Raw genomic sequence first — 17,928 nt, 5'->3', positions numbered from 1 at the left:
GACAGCGCATGGCCCCCGCGGGTATCAGGCGCTGCCCAGCATCTCCAGGACGGTGCGGATGTCCTCGCTCGTGGTCTGCCACGACGTCACGAACCTGACCTGGCCGCCGAGCCGGTGGAAGAGCACCCCGGCTGCCTCCAGGCGGTCGGCCGTCTCCTCGGGGAGATCCACCCAGGCGAGGTTGGCGTCGACGGAGTTGGTGATGCGTACGCCTGCCTTCTCCAGGCCGGCGGCAAGGTCGGCCATCCGCTCGTTGGCGTTGCGGGCGTTGTCGAGCCAGAGGTCGTCGGTGAGGTAGGCCAGCAGCTGGGCCGACTGGTAGCGCATCTTGGAGGTGACGTGGCCGCTGCGCTTGGTGCGGTAGACGAGCTCGTCGGCGGGAGCGTCGCTGAAGCAGACGATCGCCTCGGCCGAGAGGGCGCCGTTCTTGGTCGCGCCCAGGGAGAGTACGTCGACGCCGGCCCGCCAGGTGAGGTCCGCCGGAGCGGCGCCGGTGGCCACGACGGCGTTCGCGAACCGGGCGCCGTCCAGGTGCACCCGCAGGTCGCGGGTCTTGGCGATCCCGGTGAGCTCGGAGATCTCGGCGACGGAGTAGACCGTGCCGTAGTCGGACGGTGAGGTCAGCGAGAGGACGGCCGGCTGGGAGTGGTGCGGGTCGCCCCAACGTACGCCGTCCAGGTGGGCCTGCAGGGCCTCAGGCGCCATCTTGTAGCCCTCGCCGGCGAGACCCGTCATCACCGCGCCGCCGCTCAGGTAGGACGTGGCGCCGCCCTCGCTGCTCAGGATGTGCGCGGTCTCGTGGCACAGTACCGAGCCCCAGGGCGGGGTCAGTGCGGAGAGGGAGAGCGCGTTGGCGGCGGTGCCGCTCAGCACCGGGAACACGCGCGCCGTCGGGTGCTCGAAGACCTCCCGGACGCGGGCCTCGAGCGCGGCGGTGACCTCGTCACCTCCGTAGGCGAGCGCGGAGCCGGAGTTGACGGCGGCCATCGCCTCCAGGATCGCGGGGGAGACGGAGGCGGCGTTGTCAGAGCGCAGTTCGACGGTCACGGACCCATTCTGGCCGCCGCCTGGTCGGCCCAATCAGTCGGCTCGGTCAGCGGGTCGCTCGCGATGCCGTCGGGCGTACGCCTCGATGCCGTCGAGGAGAAGGCCGTAGCCGAGCTCGAAGAGCTCGTCGATGTCCATGTCGTAGCCGTCGGCGAGCAGGGCGGCCGGGCCGAAGAGGCGGGCGACGTGGGGGAAGCGGGTGCGGAAGGCGTCGTCGCTGAAGTGGGGGACGTACTGGCGGTCGGTCCACTCGTCCGCGGAGACCCCGGTCTGGGACATCGCCTCGTCCTCGCGCTCGATGTTCGCGGCCAGCGCCGCGACGTGGTTGTAGAGCAGCACGTGCATGTCGAACTGCGTCTTCGGTGGCAGCCCGAGACCTTCGAGCGCGCCGAGCAGCCGGTCGCCGAAGCGGAGCAGGTTGGGGAGCATCATCGGCCGGGTCAGCGGCTGGGTGCGGCCCAGCCACGGGTGGTTGCGGTGGAGCCGCCACAGCTCGCGGCCGAGGGACTCGGCGCGCTCGCGCCAGGGGGCGTCGGGATCGAGAGTGAAGGGCGAGGCGGCGTAGACCGCGTCTGCCATCGCCGCGACCAGCTCGTCCTTGCCCTCGACGAAGCGGTAGAGGGACATCGGGGCGACTCCGCAGCGCCCCGCGACCGCGCGCATCGAGACCGCGTCCAGCCCCTCGGCGTCGGCGATCCCGACCGCCTCGGCCAGGATGCGCTGGCGGGTGAGGGCCTTCGCCCCAGGGGTCCGTGAGGCGTCGTCGCGGGGCGCGACCACGGTGCCCGAACGGGGGCGGGTGATCACCAGCCCGCCGGCACGTAGGACGTCGAGCGCCTTGGTCGCGGTCGCGAGCGCCACACCGAACTCCTGGACGACCTGTCGGGTCGAGGGCACCTTGCCGCCGGGGGCGATCTCGCCGGCCTCGATGCGTCGGGTCAGTTCGGTGGCGATGCGGACGTAGGTCGGTTCGGTCGAGCCGGCCATAGTGGCCCTCCTCTTCTCTGTGCTAGGACAGATTCTAGCCAGAGAACCACTGTTCTAGTCCAGAACAAATTATATCTTGCCAGGTCAGAAGCACATTCGCTACGGTCCTTGATGATCCAGATATACGCCGTATCCGAAGGAACTCTCATGACCACTGTCCTCATCTCCGGCTCCAGTGTCGCCGGCGCCGCCCTCGCCTTCTGGCTCCGCGAGCAGGGCCTGACTCCCGTCGTCGTCGAGCGTGCGCCGGCACTTCGTCGCGGTGGCCAGGCCGTCGACGTACGCGGCGCAGCCCTCACCGTCCTGCGCCGCATGGGGCTCGAAGCCCCGGCGCGTGCGCTGAAGAACGAGTCGAACGGCATGAACATGCTCGACGCCGACGGCAACGAGCTGATGCGCTCGGAGGAGTTCGCGCTCTCCTCGGGGCAGCTCGACTCCGATGACATCGAGATCCTCCGTGAGGATCTCGTCGACCTGGTCCACGAGCGTCTCGACGGCGTCGAGTACCTCTACGGCGACTCGATCACCGCGATCCGCGAGGACGCCGACGGAGTCCTGGTCGAGTTCGAGCACGCCGCCCCGCGCCGCTTCGACCTCGTCGTCGGCGCCGACGGCCTCCACTCCAACACCCGCCGCCTCGTCTTCGGGCCCGAGGGCGACTACATCCATCACCTCGGCACGTACCTGTCGGTGTTCAGCCAGGAGAACTTCCTCGGCATGGACCACTGGCAGACCTGGATCAACAACGGCCGCGACGGCGGTGCCGTGATGACCGTGCGCGACAACCGGGAGCTGCGGATCTTCCTCGGCTTCGCGGCCGACCCGATCGACTACGACCACCACGACATCGAGGCGCAGCGGCGGCTCGTTGCCGAGCACGTGACCGGGTTCGGCTGGGAGGTCCCGAACCTCATCGAGCGGATGTGGACCGCCGAGGACTTCTACTTCGACTCGATGGCGCAGATCAGGATGGACTCCTGGTCGCGCGGACGCATCGTCCTGCTCGGCGACGCGGCTCACTGTGCCGCGCCGCTCTCCGGCCAGGGCACGAGCCTGGCCCTCGTCGGCGCCTACGTGCTCGCCCTCGAGCTCGGTCGCGCCGCAGATCATGGCGAGGCTTTCGTCGGCTATGAGAAGCGGATGCGTCCGTTCGTCGAGGCCAACCAGGAGCTCGCCCTCATCGACCGCCGCACCGTCGACCCCGATGAGTCGACGCGCCGCGTCGATGCCGTCAAGAACCTGATCGAGCTGGACGCGGCCGGCTAGGACGCGGGGTAACACGTTGTTCGTAGGACTACTCGCCCTATCTAATGGGGCGAGCAGTCCTACGAACAACGTGTTACATGCGGGCGGCGCGTCGAGGAGGGCTGGAATCTATCCCGTACGTACGCGATATATCGCTATGACAGAATGGCGGCTGTGACGACGCTGAGTGTGCTGGACGAGGTCACCTGGGCGGGCGCGCCGGTGGCCGGCGAGCGGACCCGGGCGCTGCTGCGCGCACTGGTCGAGGCCGGTCCGCGAGGTGCCTCCGAGGCTGCTCTGGTCGAGGAGGTCTGGGGGCGTGACGACGTCCCGGCCAACCCCTCGAAGGCACTCCAGGTGGTGGTCTCCCGGGCCCGGACGGCGACCGACTCCAGCGCCATCGAACGTACGCCGCGGGGCTACCGCCTCAACCTCCAGACCAGCGACGTCGACGCCTGGTCGCTCCGTCCGGAGGCGCTGAGGCTGGCCGCCGAGAAGAGGTACGCCGAGGCGCTCCCGCTCCTCGAACGGCTCGTCGGGCTCGACCCCGATGAGGAGGTCACCGAGGCGGTGCTGCGGGCGCTCGCCGCGGTGCACGGCGTGCCGACGGCGCTGGAGCGCTTCGAGACGTACCGGACCGGGCTGGCCGACGGGCTCGGGGTCGACCCGAGCCCACGGCTGCGGGCCGTCCATACCGAGCTGCTCGCGCGCGACCGTCCGGTGCGCTCGGGGCTGCGTCACGACGCCGACGTGCTGATCGGACGCGAGCAGGACGCCGCCGAGGTCTCCGCCCTGCTGAAGGGCTCGCGGGTCGTCACGATCCTCGGCCCCGGCGGGCTGGGGAAGACCAGCCTGGCCCAGGTGATCGCCCACGGCGCCGAGCAGCCGGTGGTCCACTTCGTCGAGCTGGTCGGCGTGACCGCTCCCGAGGATCTGGTCAGCGAGGTCGGCTCGGCTCTCGGCGTGCGCGACTCGGTCGCCCACCGTGACCGGCTCACTCCCGATCAGCGGGCCGATGTGCGGTCGCGGATCGCGCAGCAGCTCGACGGCGTGCCGACCCTGCTCGTGCTCGACAACTGCGAGCACATCGTGGCCGCCGTCGCCGACCTGGTCGCCTTCCTGGTCGCGACCGTGCGCGACCTGACCGTCCTCACCACCTCCCGGAGCCCGCTCGCCATCGGCGCGGAGCGGGTCTACCCGCTCGGCCGGCTGGGGACGTACGACGGCAGCGAGCTGTTCCGGCGCCGCGCCGTCGCCGCGCGGCCCGGGGTTCACCTCGACGAGGGCCGGGTCGACGAGATCGTCACCCGGCTCGACGGCCTGCCGCTGGCGATCGAGCTGGCCGCCGTGAAGGTGCGCGCGATGTCCGTCGACGACATCGCGCGGCGGCTGGAGAACCGGTTCGAGCTGCTGCGCGGTGGCGACCGCAGCGCTCCCGATCGCCACCAGACCCTGGTCGCGGTCATCGACTGGTCCTGGAACCTCCTCTCCGAACGCGAGCGGCGGGCGATGCGCTGGCTCTCGGTCTTCCACGACGGGTTCACCCTCGCGGCGGCCGAGGCGATGCTCGGCGCCGACACGTTCGCCGCGATCGAGGAGCTCGTCGACCAGTCGCTGCTGACCGTCGTCGACGCACCGCTCGGCTTCCGCTACCGGATGCTCGAGACCGTCCGCGAGTTCGGCCGGATGCAGCTGATCGACGCCGGCGAGGACGCCGCGGCCCGAGCCGCGCAGCGGGCGTGGGCGCGAGACTACGCCGACGCGAGCGCCGGCCGGATCTACTCCCCGGAGCAGTTCGACGCCATGGACGAGCTGCGCGCCGAGGAGAGCAACCTCGCCGACATCCTGCGCCAGGTCCTGGCCGACGACGAGGCCGAGTCGGTGATCCGTCTCTTCTGCGCGATGGGTGTCTTCTGGACCATCGCGGGCGAGCACCAGCGGGTGATCATGCTGGCCGGACCGGTCGCCGATCTGCTCGCCGAGTGGGAACCGCCGCCCGAACTGCTGGAGAAGACCCGGCTCGTGCTGGCCCTGCTGCTCTTCGGCGCCGCCGTGACCGGTGGCTCCGGTCTCGAGCGGCTGATGACGATCCTGGACCGGGTCGGCGCCGAGGCCGCGGACCCGCAGCTCAGGGTGATGCTGAAGGTCATGCAGGCGATGGCGGGCAGCGTCGCCGGCGGAACCGGCCCGCCGCTGGAGAACGAGCTGGCCGACCTGGTCACCGACCCCGACCAAGACGTACGCGCTCGTGCCTACACCTTCCTCAGCCACGAGCGGGAGAACCTCGGCGACCCCGAGGGTGCGGTCGCCGCGGGGAGGGAGGCGCTGCGCCTGACCGGCACCGACGGCGGCCTCTGGCCACAGGCGATGCTGCACGCCCAGCTCAGCGGCCTCTATGCCCAGCTCGGCCGTCTCGGCGAGGCGGCCGAGCACGCCCGCGAGGCCGTCCCGGTCCTGCGCCGTCTCGGTGCCGACGACGACCTCGTCCAGACCAACGCCATCCTGGTGACGTACGCCGTGGAGCAGGGCCGCCTCGAGGAGGCTGCCGAGATGCTGGCCGAGCTCGCCGACGAGCAGCCTCGCGGTGGCTTCGGCTCCCGGGGCGCCGTCCACGGCGCCCGGGCGCAGCTCCTCCTCGCCCAGGGACGGGTCGGCGAGGGGCTCGCGCTGTTCCGCGAGGTGGTGGCGACGATGGGCGAGATGCCGTTCCCGGGTTTCACCGACGACCCAGACCTGGTGCCGTGGCGCGTGGCGGCGGAGGCGGTCACCGTGGTCGCCTCCGCCCGGCACGATGAGGGCGCCGAGGGCGCCGACCTCTTCGAGGCCCTGATGGGCAAGGCGCCGCGCCTGGTCTCGGAGGAGCGCCGAGCTCAGGACTATCCCGTCACCGGGATGGTGCTGCTCGCGCTCGGGCTGTGGGGCCTGCTGCGGGACGCGCTGCCGCGCGAGGAGTCGGTGCGGTTGGTCGTGCTGGCCGACCGGTTCGGCTACTCCCGCTCGTTCCTGGACATGCGCTGGGAGCGTGCGGTCGCCGACGCGGACCGGCTCGCGCCGGGCGTACTGGAACGGGTCTGCGAGGAGTACGGCGAACGCCGCGGGCTCGCCCTGCTGGACGAGGCCCGCGGCGTCATCGCGCGCCTGGCTTGAGACCTGAGAGCCGTCAGAGCTTCTTGCTGTAGCTCCACACCGAGAGCGGCGCGAAGATCGCGACGACCGCGGCGCAGCCGACGAGCGCCCATACGACACTCATGGTGACGTCGCCCGCGTTCATCAGGTCGCGGGTGGCGTTGATGACCAGCGTGACCGGGTTGACGTCGACGAAGTGCTGCAGCCAGTCCGGCATCGTCTCCTTCGGCACGAAGGCGGGGGAGAGGAAGGTCAGCGGGAACATGATCATCATGCCCAGGCCCTGTACCCCGCCCGCGGTCTTCAGGACCGTGCCGAGCCAGGTGAAGATCCAGCTCAGCGACCAGCCGGCGAAGATGGTCAGCGCCCAGCCGGCGAGCACCCCGCCGACGCCGCCACCGGGCCGGTAGCCCATCAGCAGGCCGACCACGATGGTCAGCGTCGCCGCGATCCCGTAGCGGAGCAGGTCCGCGACGGCGGGTCCGGCCAGCGGCGCGATCCGGGCGATCGGGAGCGCCTTGAACCGGTCGAAGACGCCCTTGTCCATGTCCTCGCGCAGCTGGGTGCCGCGAGCCATCGAGGCGGTCAGCGCGGTCTGGGCGAGGATGCCGGTGATGATGGTCGGCAGGTACGACTTCACATCACCGGAGATCGCGCCGCCGAAGATGTAGGCGAACATCGCGGTGAACAGCAGCGGCTGGATCGTCACGTCGAAGAACTGCTCGGGGTTGCGCATCATCTTGATGTACGCCCGGCGGGCCATGGTCAGCGTCTGGCCGATCGTCTCGCCCACGCCCGGGCGGGCCTTGAGCGGGCGGTCGGCGACGGCGTACGTGGAGATCAGTGCAGCCATGTCAGGCCACCTCCTCGGTGTTGATGTCGGTGTGGACGTCGGTGTGCGCTGAGTCTTGTGAGCTCTCGGTGCCGTGACCGGTCAGGGCGAGGAAGACCTCGTCCAGGGTCGGCTGCTGCACGTTGGCGGTGGTGATCGAGATGCCCGCGTGGCGAAGGCCGATGAGCACGTCGGCGGCCCGGTCGGCATCGGCCAGCGGTACGTTGACGCCGCCGGCCTCGGGGGTGAGCACCGGGTGATCGCCGGTGACCTTCTCCACCACGGCCGCGGCGGTGGCTACCTGGGTCTTGTCGCTCAGGCGCAGGTGCAGGGTCGAGTTGCCGACGGAGGTCTTGAGCTGCTCCGAGGTGCCTTCGGCGACCTTGACGCCCCGGTCGATGACCGCGATCCGGTCGGCGAGCTGGTCGGCCTCGTCGAGGTACTGCGTGGTCAGCAGGACGGTGGAGCCGCCGGCGACCAGCGTACGGATGGTGTCCCACATCTGGCCCCGGGTGCGTGGGTCCAGGCCGGTGGTCGGCTCGTCGAGGAAGATCAGCGGCGGGCGGGACAGGAGCGAGGCGGCGAGGTCGAGGCGACGGCGCATGCCGCCGGAGAACTTCGAGATCTGCCGCTTGGCGGCCTCCTGGAGCCCGAAGGACTCCAGCAGCTCCTCCGAGGCGGCCCGGGCGGACTTGCCGGACATGCCGAGCAGGCGGCCGAAGAGGACCAGGTTCTCGGTGGCGGTGAGGTTCTCGTCGACGGAGGCATACTGCCCCGTCACGCCGACGAGCTGACGCACCTGGTGGGGGTGCGCCTTGACGTCGACCCCGAAGATCTCAGCCTTGCCGGCATCGATCGGGAGCAGGGTCGCGAGCATCTTCAAGGTGGTGGTCTTGCCGGCGCCGTTGGGGCCGAGCACGCCGAAGACCTCTCCGCGGCGGATCTCGAGGTCGACCCCGTCGACCGCGGTGAAGTCTCCGAAGGTCTTGACCAGACCTGAGGCCGATACGGCCAGTTCGGTGGTTGTTGTCATGCTCCCAGGGTGTGGGGCGCCGGTTTCAGGGCGCCTTCACCGTGGTTTCACGACTGCCGGCCCGGTTTCAGTAGCCGGTTTCAGCGGGCTGCGTCGAGGCGGTCGAGGACGTCGTCGAGATCGTCGCCCACGACCAGCGACTCCGCGGGGGAGCCGTGCAGGAAGCCCGCCGCGGCGACGCGCTCCATCATCTCCACGAGCGGGTCCCAGAAGCCGTTGACGTTGAACAGGCCGACCGGCTTCCCGTGCAGCGAGAGGGTCTGCCAGGTCCAGACCTCGAAGAGCTCCTCGAGGGTGCCGATCCCGCCGGGGAGCGCGAGGAACGCGTCGGCGCGCTCGGCCATGAGCGCCTTGCGCTCGTGCATGGTGTCGACCACGACCGTCTGCATCCCCGGCGCGCCTTCGACGCGACCCCACTCGCGTTCGACCATGAACCTTGGGATCACGCCGAAGACCTTGCCGTCGCCGTCGATCGCGCCCTGGGAGATCTGGCCCATCAGGCCACCGCCGCCCGCTCCGTACACCAGCTCGATCTCGCGCTCGGCGAGCCCCTTGCCGACCTCGTAGGCCGTCTCCGAGAGCGCCGGGTCGTTGCCGTCGCGGGAGCCGAGAAAGACCGCCAGGTGCTTGATCATGGGCGTGAGGTTAGTCGTCGTCGGTGATCGCCTGGTTCGTCAACGCGCGGAAGCGCTCGTAGACGTCCTTGTCGCCGGTGACCTCGATGCCCGCGTCGTCGCGCCGGCGCCAGAGCCAGGCGTCCAGGTCGGCCGCGGTGCCCGCGATGACCACGTCGGGCTCGGTGCCGCCAGGGATCTCGTCCTGGGAGACGACGCTGAGGTCGGGCTCGTCCTCGAGGCTGTCGCCGTTGGGGCGGGTGCCGGACACGAGGCCCAGCTCGACCCAGGTCTGGGTGTCGGTGTCGACCGCGTCGACGCGTACGTACTGACCGCCTCCGGCGAAGCTCGCCCACTCGGGCTTGCCGCCGTAGAACACGTCGAGGATCTCGTCGATCCCGTCGGCGGCCAGGGCCGGGTCGAGCGGCGTCACGGCGCCGGCGGTGAGCTCGGCGTCGAGGCGGTGGATGAGGATCTCGTGCGCCTGCCTGCGGTAGGTGAACGCGGCGGTCTGGTCCGGCGACCAGGACCAGGTGGGCTCCTCGGGCCCGGTCTGCTCCAGGGTCTTGAGGAACTTGGCGTTGAGCTCGTCGAAGTGGGCGAGCAGGTCCTGGTAGGTCGCGTCCTCCGGGCGCTCCGGCTCGGAGTAGGTCTCGCTGCTGGGCTCGGCCGGCCGAGTCTCCAGGACGTATGCCCAGAAGTGCTGAACCTCGGCGGCGACGTGCCACAGCAGGTCGGCGGCGGTCCACTCCGGTGCGGTCGGCACCGGGGTGGTGGGATCCGTGTCTGCGAGTACGGCACGGAAGCGCGCCGACTCCGACCGGATGTGGTCGAGGTAGGCGGTGGGGGTGAGGCGGGTTGTCATGGAGCGAACACTAGGCGCCCACGTCTCAATCTCCGAACGGGTTTTGCGACATACATGCAGTCTGACGTATGTTCATGCACATGACGAAGAAGCGCGTCGCCGTCGCCGGTGCCAGTGGATATGCCGGAGGTGAGCTGCTCAGGCTGCTGCTGGCCCACCCCGAGGTGGAGATCGGCGCCCTGACCGCCGCCTCCAGCGCGGGCAAGACCCTGGGGAGCCTCCAGCCCCACCTGATCCCGCTCGCCGAACGAGTCCTGGAGCCCACCACCGCCGAGACCCTGGCCGGTCACGACGTCGTCTTCCTGGCGCTGCCGCACGGCGAGTCCGGGCCGATCGCGGCCGGCCTTCCCGACGACGTGGTCGTGATCGACTGCGGCGCCGACTACCGGCTCGCCGACGCCGAGACGTGGACGAAGTTCTACGGCACCGACCACGCCGGCACCTGGCCCTACGGGCTTCCTGAGCTTCCCGGGCAGCGGGCCGCGCTCTCCTCGGCCAACCGGATCGCGGTGCCGGGCTGCTTCCCGACTGTCTCCACCCTGGCCCTCGCCCCGGCGGTCGAGGCCGGCATCGTCGAGCCCGAGGTCGTCGTGGTCGCCGCCACCGGCACCAGCGGCGCGGGGAAGTCGTCCAAGCCGCACCTGATCGGTGCCGAGGTCATGGGCAACGTGAGCGCCTACGGCGTCGGCGGCGTCCACCGGCACACCCCCGAGATCGTCCAGAACCTCTCCACGCTGGTCGACGGAGAGGTGTCGGTCTCCTTCACCCCGGTGCTGGTGCCGATGCCGCGCGGCATCCTGGCCACCTGCTCGGCCAAGCTCGGCGACGGCGTGACGGCTGCCGATGCGCGTGCCGTCTACGAGAAGGCGTACGGCGACGAGCCCTTCGTCCACCTGCTGCCCGAGGGCCAGTGGCCCCAGACCCAGGCCGTGCTCGGCTCCAACGCTGTCCACCTGCAGGTGACCGTCGACGAGGCCGCCGGGCGGCTGGTCGTCGTCGGTGCCGAGGACAACCTCGCCAAGGGCACCGCCGGGGGAGCGATCCAGTGCATGAACCTCGCGCTCGGTCTCGAGGAGACCACGGGCCTGACGACGGTAGGAGTAGCCCCGTGATCGACCTCGAGACCGTTGCCCACGAGCCCGGGCGCCCCGACCCCGCCAAGGCGCGTACGCTCGCCGGCGCCCTGCCATGGCTGAAGGAGTACCACGGCAAGATCGTCGTGGTGAAGTACGGCGGCAACGCCATGACCGACGACAAGCTCAAGCGTGCCTTCGCCGAGGACATCGCCTTCATGCGGTTCGCCGGCTTCAAGCCGGTCGTCGTGCACGGCGGTGGCCCCCAGATCTCGAGCATGCTCGACCGGCTCGGCATCGAGTCGGAGTTCCGCGGCGGGCTGCGGGTGACCACCCCCGAGGCCATGGACGTGGTCCGGATGGTCCTGGTCGGCCAGGTCCAGCGCGAGCTCGTCGGGCTGATCAACGAGCACGGTCCGCTGGCCGTCGGGCTCTCCGGCGAGGACGCCGGACTCTTCACCGCCGAGCCGGCCAGCACCGTCATCGACGGTGAGGAGATCGACCTCGGCCAGGTCGGCGAGGTCGTCGACGTACGTCCCGAATCGGTCCTCGATCTCATCCAGGCCGGCCGGATCCCGGTCGTCTCCAGCGTCGCGCCCGACATCGACGGCGCCGTCTACAACGTCAACGCCGACCGCGCGGCCTCGGCCCTGGCGGTCGCGCTCGAAGCCGAGAAGCTGCTGGTCCTGACCGACGTCGAGGGCCTCTACCTCGACTGGCCTGACCCCGAGGAGGTCATCGGGGAGATCAGTCCCGAGGCGCTGGAGGGCATCCTGCCCGAGCTGGCCAGCGGGATGATCCCGAAGATGAGCGCCTGCCTGGAGGCGGTCAAGGGCGGCGTCAAGCGCGCCACCGTCGTCGACGGCCGCGCCGAGCACGCCGTACTGCTGGAGCTGTTCACCGCCGAGGGGGTCGGCACCCAGGTGCTCCCCGGCGTTACCACGAAGACCCGCAAGGCAAGGGAGCTCGACAAATGACGACCTACTCTGAGCGCTACGCCGGCGCGATGATGAACACCTTCGGTGCTCCCAAGCTGGTCCTCACCCGAGGCGAGGGTGCCCACGTGTGGGACGAGGACGGCAAGGAGTACATCGACCTGCTGGCCGGCATCGCGGTCAACGCGCTCGGCCACGCCCACCCGGCGCTGGTCTCCGCGGTGACCTCCCAGATGGAGTCCCTCGGCCACGTCTCCAACTTCTTCACCTCCCACCCGCAGGTCGAGCTGGCCGAGGCGCTGCTCGCCCGGGTCCCCGGTGGCGAGACCGGGCGGGTCTTCTTCACCAACTCCGGCACCGAGGCCAACGAGGCGGGCTTCAAGCTGACCCGGCGCACCGGGCGGAAGCACATCGTGGCTGCCCAGGGCGCCTTCCACGGCCGCTCGATGGGCGCCCTGGCGCTGACCGCCAAGGAGGCCTACCGGGCGCCGTTCGAGCCGCTGCCGGGCGAGGTCACCTTCGTTCCCTACGGCGACGCCGAGGCGCTGGCGGCGGCGGTCACCGACGAGACCGCGGCGATCATCCTCGAGCCGATGCAGGGGGAGGCCGGCGTCATCATGCCGCCCGCCGACTACCTGGCGGCGGCGCGGGCCGTGGCAGACGAGCACGGCGCCCTGCTCTGGCTCGACGAGATCCAGTCCGGCCTGGGCCGCACGGGTCGCTGGTTCGCCCACGAGACCTCGGGCATCACCGCCGACATCGTCACTCTCGCCAAGGGCCTCGGTGGCGGCTTCCCGATCGGTGCCTGCATCGGCCTGGGCCGGGCTGCGACGCTCTTCGAGCCCGGCAACCACGGCACCACCTTCGGTGGCAACCCGGTCGCCTGCGCGGCAGGTCTCGCGGTGATCAACACCATCGAGGCCGACGGGCTCCTCGAGCACGTCACCGTGCTCGGCCAGAAGCTGCGCGACGGCCTCGCCGCCGATCCGCGGGTCACCAGGGTCGACGGGGATGGCCTCTTCATCGGAGTGGTTCTCGCCGGTCTCGACTCGGGCGCTGTCGCCGCAGCCGCCCTCGAGGCGGGCTTCATCCTCAACAACGCCACGCCTGAGCGGATCCGGATCGTGCCGCCGCTCGTGCTCACCGAGGACGATGCCGAGAGCCTCCTGGCCGCGTGGCCCGCAATCCTCGACGCGGCCCAGGAAACGGGGGCGAAATGACCAGACACTTCCTCCGCGACGACGACCTCACCCCGGCCGAGCAGGCCGAGGTGCTGGCGCTCGCGGCAGCGATGAAGCAGGACCCCTACGCCGCCAAGCCGCTCGCCGGCCCGGTGACCGTGGCCACGATCTACGACAAGCCGACGCTGCGCACCCAGGCGTCGTTCTCCTCCGGGATCGCCGAGCTCGGCGGTCACTCGATGCTCGTCGACGGCCGCCTGGCCGGGATCGGCGAGCGGGAGTCCGTCGCCGACGTCGCCCGGGTGCTCGGCCGTCAGGCGGGCGAGATCGTGTGGCGTACGTTCGCACAGACCGACCTCGAGCAGATGGCCGCCCACTCCGGGGTTCCGGTCGTCAACGCGCTCACCGACGAGTTCCACCCCTGCCAGCTGCTCGCCGACCTGCAGACGCTTCGCGAGCACAAGGGATCGCTGGCGGGCCTGACCGCGGCCTTCCTCGGCGACGCCGCCTGCAACATGGGCAACTCCTGGGCGCTGGCCGGAGCGATCGCCGGGATGCACGTCCGGTTCGGTGCGCCGGAGGGCTACGCGCCCGACGCGGAGGTGCTGGTCAGGGCCAAGGAGATCGCCGAGGAGACCGGCGGCTCGGTCACGGTGACCTCCGACCCGGTCGCGGCGGCAGCCGGGGCTGACGTACTCATCACCGACACCTGGGTCTCGATGGGCAAGGAGAGCGAGGCGGCCGCGCGGGTCGCGGTCTTCTCGCCGTACGCGCTCACCACCGACCTGCTCGGCCACGCCGACCCCGAAGCGGTCGTGCTGCACTGCCTGCCCGCCTACCGCGGCAAGGAGATCGAGGCCGAGGTGCTCGACGGTCCGCGCAGCCTGGTGTGGGACGAGGCGGAGAACCGGCGCCACGCCCAGAAGGCGATCCTGGCCTTCCTGTGGGAGCGACGATGACGACCAACGAGACCCAGCGGCCCGCGACCAAGGGCGCACGCCAGTCCCTGATCGTCGACATCATCTGGGGCAAGGAGATCCGGTCCCAGACCGAGCTCTCCGAGGCGCTGTTCGCCCACGGGGTCAACGTCACCCAGGCGACGCTCTCGCGTGATCTGGACGAGCTCGACGCGGTGAAGGTGCGGGCGCCCTCGGGTGCGCTGGTCTACGCGGTTCCCGGTGAGGGTGGTGATCGCACCGCGGTCGCCCCGGGGGAGTCGGCCAGCGGTCGCAGCAAGCTCGGCCGACTCGCCCGCGAGCTGTTGGTGAGCGCCGACGGGAGTGGCAACCTCGTGGTGCTGCGTACTCCTGCAGGGGGTGCCCAGTACTTCGCCTCCGCGATCGACCGGGCCGAATATCCCGACATCCTCGGCACCATCGCCGGCGACGACACCGTGCTCGTCATCGGCCGCGAGCCCAAGGGCGGCGCTGCGCTCGTCAACCGCTTCCTCAGCCTCGCCGGCAAGACCACAGACATTCCGTAAAGTTTCAGAGCAAGGAGCAACATCTCGTGAGCAAGGTCCTGACCTCCCTTCCCAAGGGTGAGCGCGTCGGCATCGCCTTCTCCGGAGGTCTCGACACCTCCGTGGCGGTCGCCTGGATGCGCGACAAGGGCGCGGTGCCGTGCACCTACACCGCCGACATCGGGCAGTACGACGAGCCCGACATCTCCGGCGTACCGGACCGTGCGATGGCCTATGGCGCCGAGATCGCCCGCGCCATCGACATCAAGCCGCAGCTCGTCGAGGAGGGCCTGGCCGCGCTCGCCTGCGGTGCCTTCCACATCCGTTCCGGTGGCCGTGCCTACTTCAACACCACGCCTTTGGGGCGTGCGGTGACCGGCACCATGCTGGTGCGGGCCATGCAGGCCGACAACGTCAACATCTGGGGCGACGGTTCGACCTTCAAGGGCAACGACATCGAGCGGTTCTACCGCTACGGCCTGATGGCCAACCCCGAGCTGCGCATCTACAAGCCGTGGCTCGACGCCGACTTCGTCCACGAGCTCGGTGGACGCCACGAGATGTCGGAGTGGCTGGTCGCGCACAACCTGCCTTACCGCGACTCCACCGAGAAGGCCTACTCCACCGACGCCAACATCTGGGGGGCCACCCACGAGGCCAAGACCCTGGAGCACCTCGACGTGTCGCTGGAGACGGTCGAGCCGATCATGGGTGTGAAGTTCTGGGACCCGTCGGTCTCCATCGAGACCGAGGACGTCTCGGTGTCCTTCGTCGAGGGCCGCCCGGTGGCGATCAACGGCAAGTCCTACTCCGACCCCGTCGAGCTGGTCTACGAGGCCAACGCGATCGGCGGCCGCCACGGCCTGGGCATGTCCGACCAGATCGAGAACCGGATCATCGAGGCCAAGTCCCGCGGCATCTACGAGGCGCCGGGCATCGCGCTGCTGTGGGCGGCCTACGAGCGGCTGCTCAACGCGGTGCACAACGAGGACACCATGTCCAACTACTACAACGAGGGCCGCAAGCTCGGCCGGCTGCTCTACGAGGGCCGCTGGCTCGACCCGCAGGCGCTGATGCTGCGCGAGTCGATCCAGCGCTGGATCGCCTCGCTGGTGTCGGGGACCGTCACGCTTCGGCTGCGCCGCGGCGAGGACTACACGATCCTCAACACCGAGGGCTCGCACTTCTCCTACCACCCCGAGAAGCTCTCCATGGAGCGCGTCGAGAACGCCGCCTTCGGTCCCGTCGACCGCATCGGCCAGCTCACCATGCGCAACCTCGACATCGCCGACTCCCGCTCCAAGCTGGAGATCTACGCCGGGCACCCCCTGGACCAGGGAACGGTGCTCGTCGAGCACGGCACCCTCTTCGGCGAGCTGCCCGCCGGCGGCTTCGACCGCATCGCCGCCACCGACGGCAAGCCGCTCCCGGCCGCTCTTCCGGTCGAGGCGTCCGTCCTGGACGACACGATCCTGGACGAGGCCGCGCTGGAGGCGGGCAACGACTGATGTCGAACACACCTGCCAACACCACCAACGAGGGCAAGCTCTGGGGCGGCCGGTTCGCCGGTGGTCCATCGCCGGAGCTCGAGGCGCTCTCGCGCTCGACGCAGTTCGACTGGCGGCTGGCGCTCTACGACATCGCCGGGTCCCACGCCCATGCGAAGGCGCTGGGCGCGGCCGGGCTGCTCACCGGTGACGAGGAGAACGAGATCCACCGGGGCCTGGACGTCCTCGCCGACCGGTTCACCGCCGGACGGCTGCTTCCGGCTGCCTCGGATGAGGACGTACACGGCGCGCTGGAGCGGCTGCTCATCGAGGAGATCGGCCCCGACGTCGGCGGCAAGCTGCGGGCCGGGCGCTCGCGCAACGACCAGATCGCGACCCTGTTCCGGAGCTATCTGCTCGACCACGAGCGGGTGCTCCGTGGGCTCGTGCTCGATCTCATCGACGCGCTCGCCACGCAGGCCGACGAGAATATGGGCGCGATCATGCCCGGACGTACGCACCTCCAGCACGCCCAGCCGGTGCTGCTCTCCCACCACCTGATGGCCCACGCCTGGTCGCTGCTGCGCGACGTCGACCGGCTCAACGACTGGCAGGCGCGGGTCGTATGCGACTCGCCGTACGGGTCCGGGGCGCTCGCGGGGCAGTCGCTCGGGCTCGACCCCGAGCTGGTCGCCTCCGAGCTGGGCTTCACCGGTTCGAGCGCCAACTCGATCGACGGGACCGCCTCGCGTGACTTCGTCGCCGAGTTCGCCTACGTGTGCGCGCAGATCGGGGTCGACATCAGCCGGATCGCCGAGGAGATCATCCTGTGGGCGACCAAGGAGTTCGACTTCGTCACGCTGCACGACTCGTGGTCGACGGGCTCGAGCATCATGCCGCAGAAGAAGAACCCCGACATCTCCGAGCTCGCCCGCGGCAAGGCCGGACGCCTGGTCGGCAACCTGACCGGGCTGCTGACGACGCTGAAGGCGCTGCCGCTGGCGTACAACCGCGACCTGCAGGAGGACAAGGAGCCGGTCTTCGACTCCTTGGACACCCTCGAGGTGCTGCTCCCTGCCTTCACCGGCCAGGTCGCCACGCTGGTCTACAACACCGACCGGATGGCCGAGCTCGCCCCTCAGGGATTCTCACTGGCCACCGACATCGCCGAGTGGCTGGTCCGGCAGGGCACCCCGTTCCGGATCGCGCACGAGCTCGCCGGTGCCTGTGTCCAGGCGGCGGAGAAGCGCGGTGTGGAGCTGGACGCGCTCACTGACGAGGAGTTCGCCACGATCTCGCCGGCGCTGACCCCTGACGTACGCCTGGTGCTGACCATCGAAGGCTCGGTCGCGTCCCGCGACGGCCGTGGTGGCACGGCTCCTGACCGGGTCGCTGAGCAGCTCGCCGAGCTCCGGGCCAAGGCAGCCGGGTTCCGTCCGTCGTAGTGCTCGCGAGCCTGTTGAACCAGCGCCCCGAGGTGACCGCTCCGCGGCTCCTCGGGGCGACGCTGTCCTTCGACGGCGTGAAGGTGCTCTGACCGAGGTGGAGGCGTACGCGGCCGACGATCCCGGCTCGCACGCCTTCCGGGGTGAGACGAACCGCAACCGGGTGATGTTCGGTCCGCCGGGGCGGCTTTACGTTTATTTTACGTACGGAATGCATTACTGCTCGAACCTCGTCTGCCATCCGGAGGGTGAGCCCGGCGGGATCCTGCTGCGCGCCGGCCAGATCATCGAGGGGATCGAGGTCGCTCGGGAGCGACGTGGAGCGGTACGCGACGTCGATCTCGCCCGGGGACCAGCGCGGCTCTGCTCGGCGCTCGGGATCGACCTGACGATGAACGGGACCACCGACTTCGAGCTGGACCTGGCGCCGGCCGAGACGTGGGCGGGGATCGAGGTCGCGGCCGGACCGCGGGTCGGGCTGCGTCTGGCTCCGGACCGTCCCTGGCGGTTCTGGGTCTCAGGTGACCCGACGGTTTCGCCCTACCGGCCGGCGAAAGCCCTCCGATAGCTGGCCGGACGGGCCGATGACCGTCCAC

Annotated in this window: 16 protein-coding genes; 10 read left to right on the top strand and 6 right to left on the bottom strand. The window is 70.3% G+C overall.

Annotated elements, in window-relative coordinates; genetic code table 11:
• Positions 1-24: 24 nt before the first annotated feature.
• Both OH802_RS20310 and OH802_RS20305 read right to left on the bottom strand, forming a co-directional pair.
• Positions 25-1,047 (bottom strand): threonine aldolase family protein, encoded by a 1,023-nt coding sequence (locus OH802_RS20310; protein WP_406021470.1) that lies wholly within the window; start codon positions 1,045-1,047, stop codon positions 25-27.
• Positions 1,048-1,080: 33 nt separating this feature from the next.
• Positions 1,081-2,034 (bottom strand): GntR family transcriptional regulator, encoded by a 954-nt coding sequence (locus OH802_RS20305; RefSeq protein ID WP_406021468.1) that lies wholly within the window; start codon positions 2,032-2,034, stop codon positions 1,081-1,083.
• A 147-nt stretch (positions 2,035-2,181) separates the two neighbouring features.
• On the opposite strand from OH802_RS20305, the gene OH802_RS20300 reads away from it, so the two are divergent.
• Complete coding sequence (locus OH802_RS20300; protein ID WP_406021466.1) at positions 2,182-3,300, top strand: FAD-dependent monooxygenase; 1,119 nt, start codon at positions 2,182-2,184, stop codon at positions 3,298-3,300.
• A gap of 153 nt (positions 3,301-3,453) precedes the next feature.
• On the top strand, positions 3,454-6,426 hold the full coding sequence (locus OH802_RS20295; RefSeq protein WP_406021464.1) for an ATP-binding protein: 2,973 nt from the start codon (positions 3,454-3,456) through the stop codon (positions 6,424-6,426).
• Between the two features lie 13 nt (positions 6,427-6,439).
• Here OH802_RS20295 and OH802_RS20290 read toward each other — a convergent pair whose 3' ends face one another.
• The 4 genes from OH802_RS20290 to OH802_RS20275 all read right to left on the bottom strand — a co-directional run bounded on the left by OH802_RS20290 (position 6,440) and on the right by OH802_RS20275 (position 9,749).
• Positions 6,440-7,258 (bottom strand): ABC transporter permease, encoded by an 819-nt coding sequence (locus tag OH802_RS20290; protein ID WP_406021462.1) that lies wholly within the window; start codon positions 7,256-7,258, stop codon positions 6,440-6,442.
• 1 nt (position 7,259) lies between these two features.
• The gene (locus OH802_RS20285) at positions 7,260-8,270 is read right to left on the bottom strand and encodes an ATP-binding cassette domain-containing protein (RefSeq protein ID WP_406021460.1); all 1,011 of its coding nucleotides are present in this window, start codon (positions 8,268-8,270) and stop codon (positions 7,260-7,262) included.
• Positions 8,271-8,350: 80 nt separating this feature from the next.
• Positions 8,351-8,905, bottom strand: coding sequence for a TIGR00730 family Rossman fold protein (locus OH802_RS20280; RefSeq protein WP_406021458.1), 555 nt, complete (start codon positions 8,903-8,905; stop codon positions 8,351-8,353).
• Between the two features lie 10 nt (positions 8,906-8,915).
• Positions 8,916-9,749, bottom strand: coding sequence for a maleylpyruvate isomerase family mycothiol-dependent enzyme (locus OH802_RS20275; RefSeq protein WP_406021456.1), 834 nt, complete (start codon positions 9,747-9,749; stop codon positions 8,916-8,918).
• Between the two features lie 74 nt (positions 9,750-9,823).
• Here OH802_RS20275 and argC point away from each other — a divergent pair, with 74 nt between their 5' ends.
• The 8 genes from argC to OH802_RS20235 all read left to right on the top strand — a co-directional run bounded on the left by argC (position 9,824) and on the right by OH802_RS20235 (position 17,900).
• Positions 9,824-10,861, top strand: a complete 1,038-nt coding sequence (argC, locus tag OH802_RS20270; RefSeq protein ID WP_406021454.1) for an N-acetyl-gamma-glutamyl-phosphate reductase — start codon at positions 9,824-9,826, stop codon at positions 10,859-10,861.
• Positions 10,858-11,799: an acetylglutamate kinase gene (gene argB / locus OH802_RS20265; RefSeq protein ID WP_378827758.1), complete on the top strand. Its 942-nt coding sequence runs from the start codon at positions 10,858-10,860 to the stop codon at positions 11,797-11,799. Before argC ends, argB begins: the two co-directional genes overlap by 4 nt.
• Positions 11,796-12,977 carry an acetylornithine transaminase gene (locus OH802_RS20260; protein WP_406021451.1) on the top strand — a complete coding sequence of 394 codons (1,182 nt, stop codon included), beginning with the start codon at positions 11,796-11,798 and terminating at the stop codon, positions 12,975-12,977. Before argB ends, OH802_RS20260 begins: the two co-directional genes overlap by 4 nt.
• A complete protein-coding gene (argF, locus tag OH802_RS20255; protein ID WP_160023808.1) occupies positions 12,974-13,897 on the top strand; it encodes an ornithine carbamoyltransferase in 924 nt (307 codons plus the stop codon). The genes OH802_RS20260 and argF overlap by 4 nt, the downstream gene beginning before the upstream one ends.
• Positions 13,894-14,421 (top strand): arginine repressor, encoded by a 528-nt coding sequence (locus tag OH802_RS20250; RefSeq protein ID WP_141804442.1) that lies wholly within the window; start codon positions 13,894-13,896, stop codon positions 14,419-14,421. The genes argF and OH802_RS20250 overlap by 4 nt, the downstream gene beginning before the upstream one ends.
• Positions 14,422-14,447: 26 nt before the next feature.
• Positions 14,448-15,908 (top strand): argininosuccinate synthase, encoded by a 1,461-nt coding sequence (argG, locus tag OH802_RS20245; RefSeq protein ID WP_406021448.1) that lies wholly within the window; start codon positions 14,448-14,450, stop codon positions 15,906-15,908.
• Positions 15,908-17,332: an argininosuccinate lyase gene (argH, locus tag OH802_RS20240; protein WP_406021446.1), complete on the top strand. Its 1,425-nt coding sequence runs from the start codon at positions 15,908-15,910 to the stop codon at positions 17,330-17,332. Before argG ends, argH begins: the two co-directional genes overlap by 1 nt.
• A 97-nt stretch (positions 17,333-17,429) precedes the next feature.
• Positions 17,430-17,900, top strand: a complete 471-nt coding sequence (locus OH802_RS20235) for a DNA-3-methyladenine glycosylase (RefSeq protein WP_406021444.1) — start codon at positions 17,430-17,432, stop codon at positions 17,898-17,900.
• Positions 17,901-17,928: the final 28 nt, after the last annotated feature.

The sequence above is a fragment of the Nocardioides sp. NBC_00850 genome, from assembly GCF_045207335.1.
Taxonomy (GTDB): domain Bacteria; phylum Actinomycetota; class Actinomycetes; order Propionibacteriales; family Nocardioidaceae; genus Nocardioides.
Note: the sequence above shows the minus strand (reverse complement) of the source record. Positions and strands in the feature narration are given on the sequence as shown.

Bases quoted from the DNA above. Each gene is read 5' to 3' on its own strand.
- OH802_RS20250 (WP_141804442.1), top strand. From the start codon at position 13,894: ATGACGACCAACGAGACCCAGCGGCCCGCGACCAAGGGCGCACGCCAG.
- OH802_RS20285 (WP_406021460.1), bottom strand. From the start codon at position 8,270: ATGACAACAACCACCGAACTGGCCGTATCGGCCTCAGGTCTGGTCAAG.
- OH802_RS20300 (WP_406021466.1), top strand. From the start codon at position 2,182: ATGACCACTGTCCTCATCTCCGGCTCCAGTGTCGCCGGCGCCGCCCTC.
- argC (WP_406021454.1), top strand. From the start codon at position 9,824: ATGCACATGACGAAGAAGCGCGTCGCCGTCGCCGGTGCCAGTGGATAT.
- OH802_RS20275 (WP_406021456.1), bottom strand. From the start codon at position 9,749: ATGACAACCCGCCTCACCCCCACCGCCTACCTCGACCACATCCGGTCG.
- OH802_RS20290 (WP_406021462.1), bottom strand. From the start codon at position 7,258: ATGGCTGCACTGATCTCCACGTACGCCGTCGCCGACCGCCCGCTCAAG.
- argH (WP_406021446.1), top strand. From the start codon at position 15,908: ATGTCGAACACACCTGCCAACACCACCAACGAGGGCAAGCTCTGGGGC.
- OH802_RS20280 (WP_406021458.1), bottom strand. From the start codon at position 8,905: ATGATCAAGCACCTGGCGGTCTTTCTCGGCTCCCGCGACGGCAACGAC.
- argF (WP_160023808.1), top strand. From the start codon at position 12,974: ATGACCAGACACTTCCTCCGCGACGACGACCTCACCCCGGCCGAGCAG.
- OH802_RS20260 (WP_406021451.1), top strand. From the start codon at position 11,796: ATGACGACCTACTCTGAGCGCTACGCCGGCGCGATGATGAACACCTTC.
- OH802_RS20305 (WP_406021468.1), bottom strand. From the start codon at position 2,034: ATGGCCGGCTCGACCGAACCGACCTACGTCCGCATCGCCACCGAACTG.